This window comes from Roseovarius amoyensis, from assembly GCF_003260265.1.
Lineage (GTDB): Bacteria > Pseudomonadota > Alphaproteobacteria > Rhodobacterales > Rhodobacteraceae > Roseovarius > Roseovarius amoyensis.
The window spans coordinates 206434-224933 of sequence record NZ_QITQ01000002.1; the positions used below are offsets into that span (position 1 = coordinate 206434).

Here is an 18500-nt window from a genome sequence, read left to right on the forward strand (position 1 = left end):
AACCCCGGTTTGAAATCTATCAAGAAACACTGTGTGAACACGCTTTCGACAGTGGCGGCGAGATTGGCGAATTGAGGATTTCCCCAGCCGCAGCTTTCCGTTACACTGAAAAGAAAAACGAACAACGAGCGAGAGGCAGATGAGCAGAACGCTACGCGCGATTCTACTGGTGTTGCTGGTGGGGTCCTGTGGTGGCCAAGGTGGGCCGCCGCCGGATCGGCTGGACAATGCCTGCACGATCCTTGACCAGCGCCCGCAATACGCGCGCGCCTTCCGCGCGACCGAGCGTCGCTGGGGCGTGCCGGTGCATGTGCAGATGGCGACCATCTATCAGGAAAGCAAGTTTGACGGAGAGGCGCGCACGCCCTTTCGCTGGGCGCTGGGGGTCATCCCGATGGGCCGGATGAGTTCGGCCTATGGCTATAGTCAGGCGCTGGATGGCACCTGGGACGAATACCGCGAGGAAACCGGAAGCCGGGGCGCAAGACGCAACGACATCCGCGACGCCACCGACTTCATGGGCTGGTACATGGACAAGTCGTCACAAAAGCTGGGGATTTCCAAGTACGACACCCGCAACCAGTACCTAGCCTATCACGAGGGGCGCGGCGGGTTCAGCCGGGGCAGCCACCAGGGCAAGCCGTGGCTGCTGCGCGTGGCCGACAAGACGGCGGCACGGGCAGAGATGTATCAGGCGCAACTGCGCAGCTGCCGGCGGTATTGAAGGCGCTTTGAAAATCAGGCGGGGGCCTCGGGTTTGCCGGGCTGAAGCCCGGCCTACGGCCCGGCCAACAGCCTGACCAGCATCGGCTTTTCGGTGCTTTTCGGGGCGCGGCGCGTGCAATTGGAAGTACCGGCCACGCACCTGATCTGGCGCGAAAAACCTAACGGTCGATCCTGTCTGCACCGACGCCGGGGATCACGAAGGCGTCGTCATCCAGCCTTACACCGGTTTCCAGATCGCCCAGCACGACCGTGGTGCGGCTGCCGCTGCCGTCATCGACCACCCATTGCCGCAGCTCGACCGGGTTGGCGGTAAATACCAGCTCCAGACTGCCGTATTCAGGGTTGTCGGGGTCCTGCGCGCGCACGGTCGTTGTCTTGTCGTCGCTATCGTGGCCGGTGACCATCCGCTCGCGGCTGAAATCGACCTTGCGCGCCAGGATGATCTTGAGCGGGGTGCGGTGCAGCGGATAGGCCTCGGGCCTGGTGTTGGATTTGCCGTCGATGATGCCGACACGGGTGCCGTCGGCGATCACCTGCATATCCTCGGGCGGGTTGTATTCGAACCGCACCTTGCCGGGGCGCTTGATGAATATCTGCCCGGTGCTGATGGTGCCGTCGTCGTTAATCTGGGTGAATTCACCCGACGCGGTGCGAAAACTGTTGAGATACTGCGATATCTCGGCCAGCGATAGCTTTTCGGCCGCCGCCGGCAAGGCCGCCAGGGTGGTGGCCGCAATCAGAAGGATGCGCAACGTTTTCATGGCTTACTATGTATGTCGGACCGGCGCGATTGCACCAGCCTGATCGCGCAAATGTGTGGCGGCGCGCAGGAACGCGCCACCCTATTGTTCGGGCACGAGGATTTCGCGCTTGCCGACATGGTTGGCCGAACTGACGATGCCCTGGTCTTCCATCTGTTCGACCAGCCGCGCGGCCTTGTTATAGCCGATCGCCAGCTTGCGCTGGATATAGGATGTCGAACATTTCCGGTCGGCAATCACGATCTGCACCGCCTGGTCATAAAGCGCGTCTTCGCCATCGGTGTTGCCACCCAGCCCCAGCACGGCGTCGATGTCGCCGGCCTTGTCGTCGTCGGGGCCGTCCTGCACGCCGCCGACATAGTCGGGCGGGCCATAGGCCTTGAGATGGTTGACGACTTCTTCGACCTCTTCATCCGACACGAACGGCGCGTGACAGCGAATGATCCGGCCGCCGCCCGCCATGTACAGCATGTCGCCCATACCCAGCAGCTGTTCGGCACCCATCTCGCCCAGGATGGTACGGCTGTCGATCTTGGACGTCACCTGGAACGAGATCCGGGTGGGGAAGTTGGCCTTGATCGTGCCGGTGATGACATCGACCGAGGGCCGCTGCGTCGCCATGATCAGGTGGATGCCGCTGGCGCGGGCCATCTGGGCCAGGCGCTGGATGCAGGCCTCGATCTCTTTGCCGGCGACCATCATCAGGTCGGCCATCTCGTCGACGATGACGACGATATAGGGCATCTTTTCGGGGGCGAATTCCTCGGTCTCGAAGACGGGTTCGCCGGTTTCGTCGGCAAAGCCGGTCTGCACCGTGCGGCTGAACATCTCGCCGCGCGACAAGGCGTCCTCGACCCGGCCATTGTAGCCGTCGATGTTGCGCACGCCCATCTTGGACATCTTGCGATAGCGCTCTTCCATCTCGGCCACGACCCATTTCAGCGCGACGACCGCCTTTTTCGGGTCGGTCACCACCGGGCTGAGCAGGTGCGGAATGCCGTCATAGACCGACAGTTCCAGCATTTTGGGGTCGATCATGATCAGCCGGCATTCGTCCGGGGTCAGCTTGTAGATCAGGCTGAGGATCATGGTGTTGATCGCCACCGACTTGCCCGAACCGGTGGTCCCGGCGATCAGCAGGTGGGGCATTTTGGAGAGGCTCGAAATCACCGGATCGCCGCCGATATCCTTGCCCAGCGCCAGCGGCAGGCGCATGTTGCTGTCGCCGAAATCGCGGGTGGCCAGCAATTCGCGCAGCACCACCATCTCGCGGTTGTCGTTGGGCAGCTCGATGCCGATAACGCTGCGGCCCGGTACCGTCGAAACCCGCGCTGAAAGGGCGCTCATCGACCGCGCGATATCGTCGGCCAGGCCGATGACGCGGCTGGCCTTCAGCCCCGGGGCGGGTTCCAGTTCGTACATCGTCACCACCGGGCCGGGGCGGACCGAAACAATCTCGCCCTTCACACCGTAATCGTCCAGCACGTTTTCCAGCATGCGGGCGTTTTCCTCCAGCGCGTCGTCGCTGAGGTGGTGCCGCTCGACCGTGTCGGGGCTGCGCAGCAGGCTGAGCGCGGGCAGCTCGAAGTCGAAACGCGGTTTTTCGTCGAACTGCAGCGCCGGCTGCGCCTCGGCCTGTGCCCGTTCCGATGGCTGCACGGCGCGGCGCGGCGGGTGCTGCACCACCTTGCGGGCGGTGGCCACAGGCGGGCGTATCGGGGCCGGTGCCGCCGTATCGGGCGCCTGATCGAAGGGGATTTCGATGTCCTCTACGACAGCCTCGTCGGCCGGGGCCGGCGGAATGTCGAGCGCTGCAGCCGCGGTCGCCGTAAGCGGCGGTTCGGGCGGCAACACCGTTGTGCGCGTGTCCTTCAGCACCAGCGGATCGGGTCCGCGGCCGCGGCCGCGGGTCAGCGGCTTGTCTGCGGGCGGTTCGGGCTCGACGTCGGGGGCTGTACGGCGGGTGCGGACCGCCTCGGCAATTTTTGCGCTGATGCGTTCGGGCGCGGGGGCGTCGGGCGCATCGCCGGGATAGGTCCGGTCGACCAGTTCGGGCTCCGGCGCGGGTTCGGGCCGGCGCATCAGACCGGGCATGCGCGCCAGCAGGCCGCCCTGACGTTCGGCCCTTTGGGGGGCGGGTTGTGCCTGTTCGACCGGTGCCGCGACTGCCACGGGGGCTGCTGACAATGCCGGTTCGGCGCGGGCGACGCGCGACTTGTTGTCCCGCACCAGCGCGGGTTCGGCCCGGTCGCGGGCCTTGCGTTCGGCCCGAGTTTCCGCCCTGCGTTCGGCCCTGTCGCGTATCCGTTCGCCCAGCGCCGACGACAACCCCTGCGAGGTGCGCAGCGTGCCCGATGCGCCATGTGCAAGCGCGGCGCGCAGCCCGGCATAGGTCATGACCACGCCGATCAGCAGGAACCGTGCCAGCGCCCTGATCTCGGCCCGCGAACAGCCCAGCACGAACAGGCCGAAACCGGCCGCCACCAGCGCCAGCGTCATCGCCAGCAGTTTGAGCCCGAATTCGGGGTCGAACGGCAGCAGGTTCAGCAGCGTCGCCAGCACCGTGTCGCCGAAAAGTCCGCCCAGGCCAAAACTGTGCGCCGCGCTCCATTCCGCGCCGGGGGTCAGCGTGGCGGCATACAGCGACAGGAGCGCCGGCCAGATCGGTGCAAAGACCAGCCGCCCGATGGCGCGCCCTTCGCCCTGATGCAGTACCAGCCGCAGCCCCCAGGCGCCGACCAGCGCCGGCAGGGCCAGTCCGCCCCAGCCCAGGATCATGAAGATGGTCGCCGCCGCCGAGGCGCCGATATGCCCGGCCCAGTTGTGGATCGGCGCATCGGTGGCCGACATCCAGCTGGGATCGTCGGGGTGATAGGACAGGATGGCCGCCGCCATGACTGCGGCAACCGCCAACAACACCAACCCGGCAAGTTCCTTGCCGCGCTTTTCGATCGCCTCTGCCATCGAGCTGTCTAGCAGCGGTTCGCGCCCGCGTGTCTGGTATGCCATGCGTGTTCCTCGTCCTCGTTCATTCGTAAAGACAGTTGCGCAGGCGGCCAAGCCCCTGCTTCATCTCGTCACTCGGGGCGACAAGCGCGACCCGGATATAACCATTGCCGGGGTTTTTCCCGTCCACCTCGCGGCCCAGATAAGCGCCGGGCAAAACCCGGATACCAGTCTCTTGCCACAGTTTCAGCGCCGCCGCCTCACTATCCTCGACCGGCAGCCACAGGAAAAAGCCCGCCTCGGTCGGCTCATACCCCGGAACATCGCCCAGGATATCGTCGGCCAGCGCGTATTTCTCGCGATAAAGGCGGCGGTTTTCGGTGACATGCGCCTCGTCGTCCCAGATCCGTTCGGCGGCGTGTTGCAGCGGCATCGGCAGCGGGCTGCCGGCATAGGCGCGCAACTGCTTCATCCGGCGAATCGATTCCGGCCCGCCCGCAACAAAGCCCGACCGCAACCCCGGCAGGTTCGATCGCTTGGAAAGGCTGTGAAAGATCACCACGCGTTCGGGGTCGGCGCCCATCTCGCGGGCCACTTCCAGCGCGCCGGTGGGCGGCGTGTCGCGGTAGATCTCGGAATAGCATTCGTCGGCGAAGACCTTGAAATCATAAAGCTCGGCCAGCCCGATCAGGTGCTGCCAGTCCTCACGCGTGGCCACCGCCCCCTGCGGGTTCGAGGGCGAACACATCCACGCCACCGTCACCTGGTTCAGGGTCTGGGCCGAAAGCGCGCTGAAATCGGGCAGAAACCCGGTGCCGCGCGTGGCGGGCACGAACAGCGGCTCGGCCCCGACGCTGAGCGCGCCGACCATGTAAACCTGGTAGAACGGGTTGGGGATCAGCACCATCGGCCACTTGCCGCCCTTGGATTCGGGGCAGAGCGCCATCATCGCGTTGTAAAGCCCCTCGCGCGTGCCGTTGAGCGCCATGACCTGGGCTTCGGGGTCAAGCGTCACGCCATAGCGCCGCGCCACCCAGTCGCAGATTGCCCGCCGCAGGCCCGGCGTGCCCTCGTTGATGGGGTAGCGGCCGAATTCGTCTGCGTGTTCGGTGATGATGTCGGTGACCCAGGGCGGAAACGGGTGCCGGGGCTCGCCAATCGACATATGCAGCACGTCACCGCCCGGCGGATGACCGTCGAGCAGCGCCCGCAAACGCGGAAACGCATATTCCGGTAGGTTCGAAAACCGCTCGGGAAACATTATGTCCTGCCTCGAATGCCGGGATCGTTATCGCCCCGTTTGCGCCAAAGCCTATAGAAACGGCGCTGACAGGTCCAGTAATTCCAGTGCGCTTGCAAGCAGTTGTGGCATTTTGGCAGAGCGTCCGCCGACGGGCGCCGCAGGCGCTATCGCAGGGCCATTTCCGCCGCAGAGGCGACCCGCAGCAGCGCCTCTTCGTCATTGGGGCGCCCGCACAGCATCAGCCCGCAGGACGGGGTGCCCGTGGGCAGGGTGATCGCCGGCAGGCCCATCAGGTTGGCGACGCGGGTGTTGCGCAGGGTCAGCAGGTTCTCGGTGACGTAATAGTCGCCGTCATTCAGCAGGCGGGCGCAATCGGGCGGCAGGTTGGGCGCGGAGGGCATCAGCACAGCGTCGAAACCGGTGGCGCGCGCGTGCCAAGCCTGTCGCAAAACCTCCAGCCGCCGCCAGGCGGCGACATAACTGGCCGCCGTCACGTCGCGCCCGCCGCGGAAACGTTCCAGGATCGGGGCGAACATCTTGTCCGGCGCGGCCTCGATCGTCTCGGCCCAGATGCCATAGGCCTCGGCAGTGAACAAATTGCCCGACAGGGGCAATGCCTCGGCCACCTCTGGCGCGTCCATCTCGACCACCTCGGCCCCGGCGTCACGCAATCGCGCAACGGATTCGTTCCACGCTTTTTCCGGGGTTTCGCGGATGTCGTCGAACACCACCGTCTGCAACGCGGCAAGGCGCAGCCCCTTTGGCGTCGCGCCGCCCAGGTCGGCCACGCGCCCGCCCTCAAGCGCGGCCAGCACCAGGGCGCAATCCTCGACCGACCGTGCCAGCGGGCCGACGGTGTCGAAGCGTTCGCACAGCGGCACTACCCCGTCGAGCGGCAGCCGCCCGGCGGTTGTCTTGAGGCCGACAAGATCGTTCCAGGCAGAGGGGACGCGCACCGACCCGCCAGTGTCGCTGCCGATGCCGCAAGCGGCAAGGCCAAGTGCCACGCTGACCGCCGCGCCAGATGACGACCCGCCCGGTGCCAGCCCGGCCCCGTGGCGGTTGGGCGGTGTCGCAGCCATCGGGTTCAGGCCCAGCCCCGAAAAGGCCAGCTCGCTCATATGTGTCTTGCCAAGGCAGACAAGCCCGGCGCGCGTGGCGGTTTCCAGCACCCTTGCATCGTGGTCGGGCACCCGCCCGGCCAGCAGTTTCGAGCCCGCCTCGGTGGGCGTGCCGGTGCTGTCGAAAAGGTCTTTCCAGCTGACCGGCACCCCGTCGAGCGGGCCGCGACGCATCCCGGCGGCGGCGCGCTGTTCGGCGCCGCGGGCCTCTGCCAGCGCGCGGTCGGCGGTGACGGCGGAATAGATGCGTTCGCGGTCGGGATGAGCCTGGATCGCGCCTAGATATGTCTCGCACAGCGCTACGGGGCCGATTTCGCCCCGCGCGATGCCCCGGCCCAGATCGGCCGCCGTCATCCATATCCAATCCTGCATGATCCGTCCCCCGTTTCGTGCCTCGGCAAAAGCCTAGCCGCCCCCCGTGCGATGGACAATGGCGCATGGACAATCCCGGCCCCGTGGCCATATTGGGGGCATGAACGAGATGCGTGATATCCTGATCGTGGGTGGCGGGCTGAACGGCCCGGCGCTGGCATTGGCGCTGGCGCGGCAGGGGCTTGGCGTGACCGTGATCGACGCGCTGCCCGAAAAGGCGCGCCGAGCCGCAGATTTCGACGGGCGCGCCTATTCGCTGGCGCTGGCGTCAGTACGGCTCTTGCGTGCCATCGGGGTGTGGGAGCGGGTCGAGGAAAAGGCACAGCCGATTCTGCAGATCAAGGTGTCCGACGGGCGCGCGGGCGAGGGGCCGGCACCCTTTTTCGTGCAGTTCGATCACGGTGAGATTGAGGAAGGCCCGATGGGCCACATGGTCGAGGACCGGTTCCTGCGCCGCGCCCTGCTGGACGCGATGAAGGACGAGCCGGGCATCACCCGTGTCACCGGCACCGTCGAAAGCCAGGAGGTCACGCAGTCAGGCATGCGTTTGCGTCTTGCCTCGGGGCGGGACCTGACGGGGCGGATGATCGTCGGCTGCGACGGGCGCGCGTCGGCTACGGCAGGTCGGGCGGGGATTGCCCGCACCGGCTGGGGCTATGGGCAGACGGCGCTGGTGGCCTCGGTCCAGCACGAACGCCCGCATGGTGGCGTGGCGCACCAGTTCTTCATGCCGCCGGGGCCGCTGGCCATTTTGCCTCTGCCCGGCAACATGAGCTCCATCGTCTGGAGCGAAAGTGACGCCACCGCGGCCGGGTTCGCCGCACTTGACGACGATGAGTTCATGTCGGTGCTGCGCCCGCGTTTCGGTGATTTCCTGGGCGAGATCAGCCTGCGCGGCAAGCGGTTCAGCTATCCGCTGGGGCTGAGCGTCGCCAATCGATTCGTCGCTGACCGGCTGGTGCTGGTGGGGGATGCGGCGCACGGGATGCACCCCATCGCCGGGCAGGGGCTGAATGCCGGGCTGCGCGATGTCGGCGCGCTGGCCGAGGTGGTGACCCAGGCCGCGCGGCGGGGTGAAGATTTCACCGCCCCCGACGTGCTGGAACGCTATCAGCGCTGGCGGCGGTTCGACACCGCCACGCTGGCGATGATGACGGATGTCACCAATCGCCTGTTTTCCAACGATAACCCGCTGCTGCGGTTGGGGCGTGATCTGGGGCTGGGGGCGGTGAACGCGCTGCCCGGCCTGCGCCGCGGCCTGATCCGCGAGGCGGCGGGCCTGACAGGCGAGCTGCCCGAGCTGATGCGCGGCTGAGGTCGGGGAGCGTGGGGCGCTGCCCCCGTCGCGCGCGATGCGCGCGCCTCCCCCGGGATATTTTTCCAACAGAAGAAGGCAGGCGCGGGGCTCAGGGTGTGAAACGGTAGAGCCGGATCGTGGTGTCGCCGTAGCGGCGTTCGTCGACTTGGGTCAGCCCCGGCGGCGGGGCGACTGCCGCGCCTTCCTCCCATACGATGAGCGCGTCCTTGTCGAGCCAGCCGCCGGCGATGGCAGCAGTGAGCGCGGCCTCGCCCAGCCCCTTGCCATAGGGCGGGTCGAGAAAGACCAGAGAGCAGGGCGCGGGCGCCGGGCCGGGGCGGCGGGCGTCGCGTGGCAGGATGCGGGACTGGTCATCGGCGTTGCAAAGGCCGATGTTTTCGCGCAGCAGCCGCAGTGCGGTGCGGCCGTTTTCAACGAATGTCGCCTGCGCGGCCCCGCGCGACAGCGCCTCGAGCCCCAGCGCGCCGGTGCCGGCGAAAAGGTCCAGGACGTGCGCGTCCGCGATAACGCCATGACCGGACAGGATGTTGAACAGGCTTTCGCGCACGCGGTCGGCGGTGGGGCGCAGATGTGCGCGCTGATCCCCCTTGCCGAGGCTTGCCAGGCGCCGACCGCGAAACGCGCCACCGACGATCCTCACGACCGCAAGAGCGCCTTGAGATCGGTGGCGGGGTCGGCCACGGCCTTTGCCGAGGGCGATTTACCGGCGTCGATCAGCCGTTTGCCAACCATGTAGGCGCGGGCGTCGTTCATGGCGTCGACGGCAAGCAGACGGTCGCCGGCATAGTACCAGAACGAGGTGCTGCCCTCGCCATCGCCCGGGCGGGTAATGACGCGGGTATAGCCGGTGTTGAGCCCGGCGATCTGCAGCTTGACGTCGTACTGGTCCGACCAGAACCATGGCTGGGGAACATAGCGTTTTTCAGCGCCTATGATGTTGTCGGCCACGCATTCCGCCATGTCGATGGCGTTTGGCACGCTTTCCAGCCGCAGCCGCCCGCCGTCATGCGGGAACGAGGCGCAATCCCCCGCCGCCCAGATCGCCGGGTCGGAGGTGCGGCCGAATTCATCGACCGCGATGCCGTTGGCGATGGTCAGGCCCGCCGCCTCTGCCAGGGCGGTCGCGGGGGCAATGCCGATCCCGGCGATGACGAAATCCACCGCCAGTTCGGTGCCGTCCGACAGGCGTGCACCGGTGACGCGTGTGTCGCCGGTCAGGGTTTCCAGCCCGGTGCCCTCGCGGATGTCGACGTCGTGGGCGGTGTGCAGGGCGCGGAAATAGTCGGATGTTTCCCTGGCGGCGACCCGCTGCAGGATGCGCTCTGCCGCCTCGATCAGAGTAACCTTCAGACCGCGCGACGCCGCCACCGCCGCCGCCTCGAGCCCGATATAGCCGCCGCCGACGATGAGCACATGCGCGCCCTCGCGGAACCCGGGCGCCATGGTGTCGACGTCCTGGAGGTTGCGGACGACGTAGACACCTTGCAGATCGCCGCCGATGTTGCTGGGCAGGCGGCGGGGCACTGCCCCGGTGGTCAGCGCCAGCTGGTCATAAGGAATGGTTTTTCCGTCGGCGACCACCACCTTGCCGGCGCGGTCGATGGAAATGGCGGTTTCGCTCAGGCGCAGATCTATCGCGTTTTCGGAGTAGAAGCTTTCGGGGCGCAGGTAGAGGCGTTCGAGATCCATCTCGCCCAGCAGGTATTTCTTGGACAGGGGCGGGCGCTGATAGGGGGGAACCGGCTCTTTCCCGATCAGGGTTATGGCACCATCGAACCCCTTTGCGCGCAGCCGCGCCACCAGCGACGAGCCAGCCTGACCGGCCCCGATCACGACAATGCTGGCCATTCTTTCCCTCCGCGCGCTGAAGTGGCATGGTGAGCCGCCGCGCAGAGCCTATATCCTGCATGTGGCGAAACGCAATCGAATGATGGAGGCGAGAGATGACGATATCAACAGGTGACAGGCTGCCCGAGGCAACGCTGGCCCAGATGGGGACCGATGGCCCCGAGGCGGTGACGCTGAGCGAGCGCACCAAAGGCCGCAAGGTGGTGATCTTTGCGGTGCCGGGCGCATTCACGCCGACCTGCCATTCGGCGCATGTGCCCAGTTTCGTGCGCACCAAGGACCAGTTCGCGCAAAAAGGCGTGGACGAGGTCATCTGCGTCAGCGTCAACGACCCCTTCGTGATGAAAAGCTGGGGCGAGGCGACCGGCGCCACCGAGGCCGGCATCACCATGCTGGGCGATCCCGAGGCGGCCTTTACCAAGGCGCTGGGGATGGATTTTTCAGCCCCGCCCGCCGGGCTGATCGACCGCTCGAAACGCTATGCGATGCTGGTTGACGACGGGGTGGTCAAGCTGATGCATGTCGAGGAAAGCCCCGGCACCTGCGAGGTTTCGGCGGGCGAGGCACTGCTGGCGGCGATGTAGGCGGCGGCCGGGCGGGACATCTGGACTTTCCGCCGGGCAGGTGTTTTTCCTGTCGTCAATTCATTGCCGGGAGGACTGAACATGCCTGACACAGCCACCAATCTGAAATCGCTTTTGAAAGACCCCAGCCTGCTGGCTGAACGCGCCTATGCCGGGGGGAAATGGGTCGAGGGCGATGGCGGCACCTTTGCGGTGTCCAACCCTGCGCGCGGTGACGTGATCGCGAATGTCGCCGATCTCAGCCGTGCGCAGGTGACCGACGCGATAGCTGCCGCCGAAGCGGCGCAAAAGGAATGGGCGCAGTGGACCGGCAAGGAACGCGCCCAGGTTCTGCGCCGCTGGTTTGACCTGATGATGGAAAACCAGGACGACCTGGCCACCATCCTGACCGCCGAGCAGGGCAAGCCGCTGGCCGAGGCGAAGGGCGAGATCGCCTATGGCGCATCCTTCGTTGAATTCTTTGCCGAAGAGGCCAAGCGCATCTATGGCGAAACCATTCCCGGCCACCAGCGCGACAAGCGCATCACCGTGATCAAGCAGCCGATCGGGGTGGCCGCCTCGATCACGCCTTGGAACTTTCCCAACGCGATGATCACCCGCAAGGCCGGGCCGGCGCTGGCAGCGGGCTGTGCCTTTGTCGGGCGTCCCGCTGCAGAAACGCCGCTGTCGGCCACGGTTCTGGGCGTTCTGGCGGAACGTGCGGGCATTCCGAAGGGGGTGTTCAGCATCGTCACCTCGTCGCGTTCCAGCGAAATCGGCAAGGAATTCTGCGAAAACCCCGCCGTGCGCAAGCTGACCTTTACCGGCTCGACCGAGGTCGGGCGCATCCTGCTGCGGCAGGCCGCCGACCAGGTGATGAAGTGTTCGATGGAGCTGGGCGGTAACGCGCCCTTCATCGTCTTTGACGACGCGGATCTGGATGCCGCCGTCGAGGGCGCGATCATGTGCAAGTTCCGCAACAACGGCCAGACCTGTGTCTGCGCCAACCGCATCTATGTGCAGGCCGGGGTCTATGACGTCTTTGCCGAAAAGCTGAAGGCGGCGGTCGAAAAGCTGAAGATGGGCGACGGGCTGGAGCCCGGCACCGACCTGGGGCCGCTGATCAACGGCGACGCCATCACCAAGGTGCAGGAACATGTGGCCGACGCCAAGGCTAAGGGCGCACAGGTGATGATGGGCGGTGGCGATCCGGTGCAGGGGCAGGGTTATTTCCTGCCCCCCACCATCATCACCGGCGTCACGCAGGAGATGCAGGTTGCCACGGACGAAACCTTTGGCCCGCTGGCGCCGCTGTTCAAGTTCGAGGATGTGGACGATGTGATCGCCATGGCCAACGATACCATCTTTGGCCTGGCCAGCTATTTTTACGCCCGCGACCTGTCGCGCGTGACCAAGGTGGCAGAGGCGCTGGAATACGGGATCGTGGGCGTGAACACCGGCATCATCTCGACCGAGGTGGCGCCGTTCGGCGGCGTAAAGCAATCCGGCCTCGGCCGCGAGGGCAGCCATCACGGCATCGACGAGTTCCTGGAGATGAAATACATCTGCACCTCGGTCTGAGGGCAGAAAAACGACCCCCCCCGGCCGGGATGCCGGCCGGGGGGGAAATGACTGGCGGGAGGGCGGCATGCCTGACGCTGGTCATGCGCCCGCCCCCCGGGGCCGGGGCGCGGCAGACCGGTTGTCAGTTCACGGGTTTGGCGTCAACCACATCCGTTTCGATGCTGCCATCCACCGTGTCACTGCGGGCGATCTCGATCCGGCGGGGTTTCAGTGCCTCAGGCACCTCTCGGGTCAGATCGATATGCAGCATGCCGTCGGCATGGCTCGCGTCTGTCACCTTGACGTGATCGGCCAGCTGGAACTTGCGTTCAAAGGCGCGTGTTGCAATCCCGCGATGCAGGAAAGTGCGGTTCTCGTCGCTTTCGGCCTTGCGGGCCGAGACGACCAGCGCGCCATCCCTGACCTCTACTGACAGCTCATCGGCCGAAAAACCGGCGACGGCCACCGAGATGCGATAGGAATCGTCATCGGTCTTTTCGATGTTGTAGGGCGGATATGTGGACTGGTTCACGTCAGCGGACAGTACCCTGTCCATCATGTCGGCAAGCTGGTCAAAGCCGACGGTTGCACGGTACAGCGGTGCAAGGTCAAAGTTTCGCATGGCTTATCCTCCTTTGAGCGATACCATCATGTAAGCGCCCTCCCGGCGGGACGGGCGTGGAATTCCGGCCCGCAACGCGGCGCCGGATCAAACAAATCTGGTGGTGGTGACGGGCGTATTCAAGCCCTTCAGGGGCGGGCGAACTTGGCCCCGGTGTCGCGCCGTTCGCCGGCTATGGCCATGCTGGGGGCGGGAGGCTGGAAATAACCCTGCCCGTCGGCCAGTGCCCTGGTCAGCACCTGCAGCGGCTGTTGCAACTGGGTGCCCAGCGACACCTTGCGTCCTTCGACCTCGGCCATCGCCGAGACCACCGAGACGACCCGCACCTGTCCGGAGGCAAAGCTAAGCACCGGCGCGCCGGACGAGCCGTAGTCGACATCGCAGGACATCACCAGAACGCCCTGCTGGCGGGCCATGACGTTGCAGACCTCTTGCAGGGCGGGGGCCTCGGCGCGGTCCCGACCGTAGGAGACGACGCCGATTTCCTGCCCCTTGCGGGGGCGGTCGTCGGTGGCCAGCGGGGTGACGCGAGTGTTGCGGATCGGGTGGAAAAGTTCGAGCAGGGCGACATCGTTGCGCACGCGATCGGCGCTGACGGCGGCCTGAAAAACATAGTCGGGATGCGCCACCGCGCGGCGGATGCGGCGCTGGGCCGAGGCGCGGCCATTGCGCCAGCCGGCCAGGAACTCGATCTCGGCCGGGTCGATGCGCTGGCCGGTGCTGCGGTCATAAAGGCAATGCGCGGCGGTCAGAACCCGGTCGGGGGCGATCAGCGTGCCGGTGCAAAATCCGCGCCCGCCGATATCCAGCCGGCCAACGGCCTCGTAGCCGCGGCCCTCGTCGCCGGTATCAAGACGCTTCAGCGCACTGTCGGCCTGCGCCGCGCTTGCGAGCAACACTATCCCGATTGCCGCCGTGATGACCTTGAACATGTCTGCTCCATTCCTGACTTGCGGTCCGGGTAGCAGGGTTTCGGGGCCAAATTAGGGCGTTCGCAGGTCCGGTATCCGGCTGTCAGCGCCCTGCAACGCGGGCGGCACCGGCCCGCCCGTGGCCCAGTCCAGCAGTTCGACCGTGTGCACCACCGGCACCTGCGTGCCCGATCCGATCTGCATCATGCAGCCGATATTGCCGGCGGCGATCACGTCGGGTTCGCGCGCCTCCAGCGTGCGCACCTTGCGCTCTTTCAGATGCTTCGAGATTTCCGGCTGCATCAGGTTGTAGGTGCCCGCCGAGCCGCAGCAAAGATGGCTGTCGGCGGGTTCGACCACCTCGAACCCGGCGCGTTTGAGCAGGGTCTTGGGCGCCGCGGTGATCTTTTGCCCGTGTTGCAGCGAACAGGCGGCGTGATAGCCGACGCGCAGCCCCTTGGCCGTGCCCTCGGGCAGGTCGAGCTGCATCAGCACCTCGGTGATGTCCATCGCCCGCGCGGCCACCTGCGCGGCCTCTTCAGCCAGCGGGTCGCCCTGGAACATGTGGCCGTAATCCTTGACCGTAGTGCCGCAGCCGGAGGTGTTGATCACGATCGCGTCCAGCCCGTCGCCGGCGATCTCGGCGCTCCAGGCGCGGATGTTTTTCGCGGCGCTGGCATGGCTTTCGTCGGTGCGCCCCATGTGATGGGTCAGCGCCCCGCAACAGCCCGCGCCCTGCGCCACCACCACCTCGCAGCCCAGCCGGGTCAGCAGGCGGATGGTGGCGTCGTTGATATCGGTGTTGAGCGCACGCTGCGCGCAGCCTGTCATCAGCACCACCCGCATCCGGCGTTCGCCCCTGGGGGCAAAGCTTTGCGGGTCGTCATTGCGGCTGACCGGCGGGATGTGTCTGGGCGCCATTTCCAGCATCGCCTTCAGCCGCGCGTCGGGCATCAGAAAGGCAAGGGGCCGGGCGGCCTTGGCCCCCAGCAGGGCCAGGCGAAAGCGGGTCGGATAGGGCAGGATGCGCGCCAGCGTCCAGCGCAGCATCCGTTCGAACAGCGGGCGGCGATAGCGGGCCTCGATATATTCGCGCGCATGGTCCACGAGGTGCATGTAATGCACGCCCGAGGGGCAGGTGGTCATGCAGGCAAGGCAGCTCAGGCAGCGGTCGATGTGCTTGACGGTTTTGGGGTCTGGGTCGCGGCCCGTTTCCAGCATCTCCTTGATCAGGTAGATGCGCCCGCGCGGGCTGTCCAATTCGTCGCCCAGAACCTGGTAGGTAGGGCAGGTGGCGGTGCAGAAACCGCAATGCACGCAGGCGCGCAATATCTCGTTCGAGCGCGCCAGCGCCGGGTCGCGCAGCTGTTCCTCGGTGAACTCGGTCCTCATGCCGCCGCCCCCTGGTCCATCAGCCCGGGGTTGAGGATGCCGCGCGGGTCAAAACGTTGCTTCAACCCATCTTGCAGCGCCGCCACGGCGGGGGCGAGCGGCTGAAACGCGCCGCCAGACCTGTCGCCACGGATCAGTGTTGCATGTCCACCGGCCCTGGCCACCGCCTGCCAGATATTGCCGCCCGGCGTGCCCTTGGGCACCAGCAGCCAGACAAGGCCCCCGCCCCAGTCATAGACCGCCTCGGCGCCCTCGATCCCGGCGACGATGCCGGGCGCGTCGGTGGGCTTGAGCGACAGCCGCCAGACATCGCCCGCCCGGTCGTGAAAGGGCGCGACATCGCGGATACGCTGCCAGTCGGCGGCGGTGCGTTCGGGATCGGTCTCGACCGTGAAATCGCCATGGGGCGCCAGCAGCTTGCGCAACTCGCCGGTGCGGTAGGCGAGGGAGGCTTCGGTTCCTTCCAGCCGGATCATCGTCACCGCGTCGCCATCCGGGCCGCGTTGCAGATGGGCCGCGCCGCTAACCTCGAAGGGCGAACCCAGCGCCCGGCACAGCGCGGCGACCGCCTGCTTGTCATCCAGCCCCGTGCAGTGCAGCGTGACAGAGGCCCGGCTGGTCGGCAGCACCTTCAGCGCCAGTTCCGTCAGCACCCCCAGCGTGCCGCAACTGCCCGCCATCAGCTTGACCAGGTCATAGCCGGTGACGTTCTTCATCACCCGCCCGCCATTGCGGATCACCTCGCCTTGCCCGTCGACCAGGCGCACGCCCAGCAGGAAGTCGCGCGCCGCGCCCACCTGGATGCGCCTGGGACCAGAGACATTGGCGGCGATCACCCCGCCGATGGTGGGTGTGCCGGTGGTGCCAAGCAGGCCGCGATGATCCATCGGTTCAAACGCCAGCCTCTGGCCCTCGGTCGCCAGAGTGGTCTCGACCTCGGCCAGTGGAGTGCCCGCACGCACCACGAGTGTCAGCGCGCCGGGCTCATAGAGTTCGACACCGCGCAGCCCACTGACGCTGAGCTCCTGGCCATCGACGGGCCGGCCCAGCGGGCGCGTGCCTCCGCCCCGGATGCCAAGCGGCGCGCGCGCCTCTTTCACGATCCCGGCCAGTTCGGCCTCGGTTTCGGGTATGAGCACGTTCATCCTTTCTCGATGATTCCGGCGGGCCTGCGCCCCTATTCGGCGGCGGTGCGGTGTGCCTGGGCCGTGGCCAGCGGGAACACCTTGGCCGGGTTGAGCAGCCACTTGGGGTCAAAGACATCCTTGACCGCCATCTGTGCCGCCAGGTCGGGAGGGGCGTACTGGTACCCCATCAAATCGCGCTTTTCGATGCCGACACCGTGTTCGCCGGTCAGGCAACCGCCGACCTCGACACACAGCTTGAGGATCTCGGCACCCAGCGCCTCGCATTTCTCCAGCTCGCCGGGGGCGTTGGCGTCATACAGGATCAGCGGGTGCATGTTGCCGTCGCCGGCGTGAAAGACATTTGCGACCTCCAGCCCGTATTCGCGGGACATCTCGCCGATGCGGCGCAGCACCTCGGGCAGGCGGCTGACGGGGATGGTGCCGTCTAGGCACATGTAGTCGGCGATGCGCCCCATCGCGCCAAAGGCCGATTTGCGCCCCAGCCAGATCCGCGCGCTTTCCTCGTCCGAGCGGCTTTGGCGCAGTTCCACCGGGTTGTGGCGGCGGGCGATCTCGGAAATGGTTTCAAGCTGTTCGTCGATTTCGGCCTCGGAACCCTCGACCTCGACGATCAACAGCGCCTCGCAATCGGGATAGCCGGCGCCGGAAAAATCCTCGGTGGCGCGGATGCAGGGGCGGTCCATGAATTCGATCGCCACCGGCAGCAGACCGGCGCGGATGATGTCGCTGACGCACGCGCCGGCAACCTCGCTGCTGTCGAACCCGATCAACACCGGGCGCGCGCCCTCGGGCTTGTGCAGGATGCGCAACGTCGCCTCGGTCACGACGCCCAACTGCCCCTCGGAGCCGCAGATCAGCCCCAGCAGGTCATAGCCCGCGGCATCCAGGTGCGCGCCGCCCAGGTCGACCACGGTGCCATCCATCTGCACCATGCGCACGCCCATCAGGTTGTTGGTGGTGACGCCGTATTTCAGGCAGTGTGCGCCGCCGGAATTCATCGCGATATTGCCCGCGATGGCGCAGGCGAGCTGGCTGGACGGGTCCGGCGCGTAAAAGAAGCCATCCTCTTCGACCGCGCCGGTCACCGACAGGTTGGTGCGCCCGGTTTGTACCCGGACAAAGCGGTTGTCATAGTCCACCTCAATCACCGCGTTCATCCGCGCAACGCCCAGAATGACGCTGTCGGCGGTGGGCAGCGCCCCCCCGGCAAGCGAGGTGCCCGCCCCGCGCGGAACCACCGGTACGCCCAGCTCGTGGCAGACCTTCAGCGCGGCGGAAACCTCTTCGGTGGTGGTGGGCAGGACCACCGCCATTGGCGGGCACCTGTAGGCGGTCAGCGCATCGCATTCATAGGCGCGGGTTTCCGCAGGGTCGGTGATGACCGCGTCCCTTGGCAGCACGGCGTCGAGGCGCGCCACCAGTTCGGCCTTTCGCGACAGGATGGCGGGGTCGGGTGCGGGCATGTCCATGTGCGTGTTCCTTAATTGGTAAATTAATATAACCAATCTCAATGTTCAGCAAGCCGGTACATCGTGCCACAGGTTTGCGAGGCATGCACACACAGACGTGACCCCCTGCAACAGGGATTTGCCCCTAATGTGCGGCCATGCACCTGATTCTTCTTACCGCCCTGACCGTCCTGCTTGCCATACCCGCCCTTGCCGACGCGCCCGAGGTCGTGCGCGTTAAAACGCAAAAGGCCGGCATGGTTTGGAATTTTCGCGTCACGATTTTGCACCCCGATACCGGCTGGGACCATTACGCTGACGGGTGGGAAGTGCTCGACACCCAGGGTCAGCGGCTGGGGTATCGTGAACTGATGCACCCGCATGTGGACGAACAGCCATTTACCCGCTCGCTGAGCGGCGTCGCCATCCCTGACGGCACGCATGAGGTCATGATCCGTACCCGCTGTTCGCGCGATGGCTGGTCGGATGCGCTGGTGCGGGTCGAACTGAAGCGCTGA

General features: G+C 66.3%; 16 protein-coding genes. 5 read left to right on the top strand and 11 right to left on the bottom strand.

Annotation, left to right across the window (positions count from 1 at the left end):
• The first annotated feature begins 139 nt into the window (after window positions 1-139).
• Window positions 140-724, top strand: coding sequence for a transglycosylase SLT domain-containing protein (locus tag DL899_RS03005; protein ID WP_111732283.1), 585 nt, complete (start codon window positions 140-142; stop codon window positions 722-724).
• A 160-nt stretch (window positions 725-884) separates the two neighbouring features.
• Here the strand turns inward: DL899_RS03005 and DL899_RS03010 are convergent, their stop codons facing one another.
• From DL899_RS03010 to DL899_RS03025, 4 genes are all read right to left on the bottom strand, one after another.
• Window positions 885-1487, bottom strand: coding sequence for a LolA family protein (locus DL899_RS03010; RefSeq protein ID WP_111732284.1), 603 nt, complete (start codon window positions 1485-1487; stop codon window positions 885-887).
• Between the two features lie 81 nt (window positions 1488-1568).
• Window positions 1569-4496: a DNA translocase FtsK gene (locus DL899_RS03015; protein ID WP_111732285.1), complete on the bottom strand. Its 2928-nt coding sequence runs from the start codon at window positions 4494-4496 to the stop codon at window positions 1569-1571.
• A gap of 19 nt (window positions 4497-4515) precedes the next feature.
• Complete coding sequence (locus DL899_RS03020; protein ID WP_111732286.1) at window positions 4516-5694, bottom strand: aminotransferase class I/II-fold pyridoxal phosphate-dependent enzyme; 1179 nt, start codon at window positions 5692-5694, stop codon at window positions 4516-4518.
• A 146-nt stretch (window positions 5695-5840) separates the two neighbouring features.
• Window positions 5841-7169, bottom strand: coding sequence for an amidase (locus DL899_RS03025; RefSeq protein WP_111732287.1), 1329 nt, complete (start codon window positions 7167-7169; stop codon window positions 5841-5843).
• 100 nt (window positions 7170-7269) lie between these two features.
• Between DL899_RS03025 and DL899_RS03030 the strand changes: the two genes are divergently transcribed.
• On the top strand, window positions 7270-8484 hold the full coding sequence (locus tag DL899_RS03030; RefSeq protein WP_111732288.1) for an FAD-dependent monooxygenase: 1215 nt from the start codon (window positions 7270-7272) through the stop codon (window positions 8482-8484).
• 91 nt (window positions 8485-8575) lie between these two features.
• Here DL899_RS03030 and rsmD read toward each other — a convergent pair whose 3' ends face one another.
• Complete coding sequence (gene rsmD / locus DL899_RS03035) at window positions 8576-9127, bottom strand: 16S rRNA (guanine(966)-N(2))-methyltransferase RsmD (protein WP_111732289.1); 552 nt, start codon at window positions 9125-9127, stop codon at window positions 8576-8578.
• Window positions 9124-10335: an NAD(P)/FAD-dependent oxidoreductase gene (locus DL899_RS03040; protein WP_111732290.1), complete on the bottom strand. Its 1212-nt coding sequence runs from the start codon at window positions 10333-10335 to the stop codon at window positions 9124-9126. Before DL899_RS03040 ends, rsmD begins: the two co-directional genes overlap by 4 nt.
• A 95-nt stretch (window positions 10336-10430) precedes the next feature.
• Between DL899_RS03040 and DL899_RS03045 the strand changes: the two genes are divergently transcribed.
• Window positions 10431-10919 carry a peroxiredoxin gene (locus DL899_RS03045; RefSeq protein WP_111732291.1) on the top strand — a complete coding sequence of 163 codons (489 nt, stop codon included), beginning with the start codon at window positions 10431-10433 and terminating at the stop codon, window positions 10917-10919.
• A gap of 81 nt (window positions 10920-11000) precedes the next feature.
• Entirely contained in the window at window positions 11001-12479 is a 1479-nt protein-coding gene (locus DL899_RS03050) for an NAD-dependent succinate-semialdehyde dehydrogenase (protein ID WP_111732292.1), read from the top strand.
• A 124-nt stretch (window positions 12480-12603) separates the two neighbouring features.
• Here the strand turns inward: DL899_RS03050 and DL899_RS03055 are convergent, their stop codons facing one another.
• The 5 genes from DL899_RS03055 to DL899_RS03075 all read right to left on the bottom strand — a co-directional run bounded on the left by DL899_RS03055 (window position 12604) and on the right by DL899_RS03075 (window position 18003).
• Window positions 12604-13083: an Hsp20 family protein gene (locus DL899_RS03055; protein WP_111732293.1), complete on the bottom strand. Its 480-nt coding sequence runs from the start codon at window positions 13081-13083 to the stop codon at window positions 12604-12606.
• Window positions 13084-13211: 128 nt separating this feature from the next.
• Window positions 13212-14015, bottom strand: coding sequence for a trypsin-like serine peptidase (locus DL899_RS03060; protein ID WP_111732294.1), 804 nt, complete (start codon window positions 14013-14015; stop codon window positions 13212-13214).
• Window positions 14016-14066: 51 nt separating this feature from the next.
• Entirely contained in the window at window positions 14067-15386 is a 1320-nt protein-coding gene (glcF, locus tag DL899_RS03065; protein WP_111732296.1) for a glycolate oxidase subunit GlcF, read from the bottom strand.
• Window positions 15383-16531 carry a glycolate oxidase subunit GlcE gene (gene glcE / locus DL899_RS03070; protein WP_111732298.1) on the bottom strand — a complete coding sequence of 383 codons (1149 nt, stop codon included), beginning with the start codon at window positions 16529-16531 and terminating at the stop codon, window positions 15383-15385. The genes glcF and glcE overlap by 4 nt, the downstream gene beginning before the upstream one ends.
• A gap of 32 nt (window positions 16532-16563) precedes the next feature.
• The gene (locus tag DL899_RS03075) at window positions 16564-18003 is read right to left on the bottom strand and encodes an FAD-linked oxidase C-terminal domain-containing protein (RefSeq protein ID WP_111732300.1); all 1440 of its coding nucleotides are present in this window, start codon (window positions 18001-18003) and stop codon (window positions 16564-16566) included.
• 137 nt (window positions 18004-18140) lie between these two features.
• Here DL899_RS03075 and DL899_RS03080 point away from each other — a divergent pair, with 137 nt between their 5' ends.
• Window positions 18141-18500, top strand: coding sequence for a hypothetical protein (locus DL899_RS03080; RefSeq protein ID WP_111732302.1), 360 nt, complete (start codon window positions 18141-18143; stop codon window positions 18498-18500).

Bases quoted from the DNA above. Each gene is read 5' to 3' on its own strand.
- DL899_RS03005 (WP_111732283.1), top strand. From the start codon at position 140: ATGAGCAGAACGCTACGCGCGATTCTACTGGTGTTGCTGGTGGGGTCC.
- DL899_RS03010 (WP_111732284.1), bottom strand. From the start codon at position 1,487: ATGAAAACGTTGCGCATCCTTCTGATTGCGGCCACCACCCTGGCGGCC.
- DL899_RS03015 (WP_111732285.1), bottom strand. From the start codon at position 4,496: ATGGCATACCAGACACGCGGGCGCGAACCGCTGCTAGACAGCTCGATG.
- DL899_RS03020 (WP_111732286.1), bottom strand. From the start codon at position 5,694: ATGTTTCCCGAGCGGTTTTCGAACCTACCGGAATATGCGTTTCCGCGT.
- DL899_RS03025 (WP_111732287.1), bottom strand. From the start codon at position 7,169: ATGCAGGATTGGATATGGATGACGGCGGCCGATCTGGGCCGGGGCATC.
- DL899_RS03030 (WP_111732288.1), top strand. From the start codon at position 7,270: ATGAACGAGATGCGTGATATCCTGATCGTGGGTGGCGGGCTGAACGGC.
- DL899_RS03040 (WP_111732290.1), bottom strand. From the start codon at position 10,335: ATGGCCAGCATTGTCGTGATCGGGGCCGGTCAGGCTGGCTCGTCGCTG.
- DL899_RS03045 (WP_111732291.1), top strand. From the start codon at position 10,431: ATGACGATATCAACAGGTGACAGGCTGCCCGAGGCAACGCTGGCCCAG.
- DL899_RS03050 (WP_111732292.1), top strand. From the start codon at position 11,001: ATGCCTGACACAGCCACCAATCTGAAATCGCTTTTGAAAGACCCCAGC.
- DL899_RS03055 (WP_111732293.1), bottom strand. From the start codon at position 13,083: ATGCGAAACTTTGACCTTGCACCGCTGTACCGTGCAACCGTCGGCTTT.
- DL899_RS03060 (WP_111732294.1), bottom strand. From the start codon at position 14,015: ATGTTCAAGGTCATCACGGCGGCAATCGGGATAGTGTTGCTCGCAAGC.
- glcF (WP_111732296.1), bottom strand. From the start codon at position 15,386: ATGAGGACCGAGTTCACCGAGGAACAGCTGCGCGACCCGGCGCTGGCG.
- glcE (WP_111732298.1), bottom strand. From the start codon at position 16,531: ATGAACGTGCTCATACCCGAAACCGAGGCCGAACTGGCCGGGATCGTG.
- DL899_RS03075 (WP_111732300.1), bottom strand. From the start codon at position 18,003: ATGGACATGCCCGCACCCGACCCCGCCATCCTGTCGCGAAAGGCCGAA.
- DL899_RS03080 (WP_111732302.1), top strand. From the start codon at position 18,141: ATGCACCTGATTCTTCTTACCGCCCTGACCGTCCTGCTTGCCATACCC.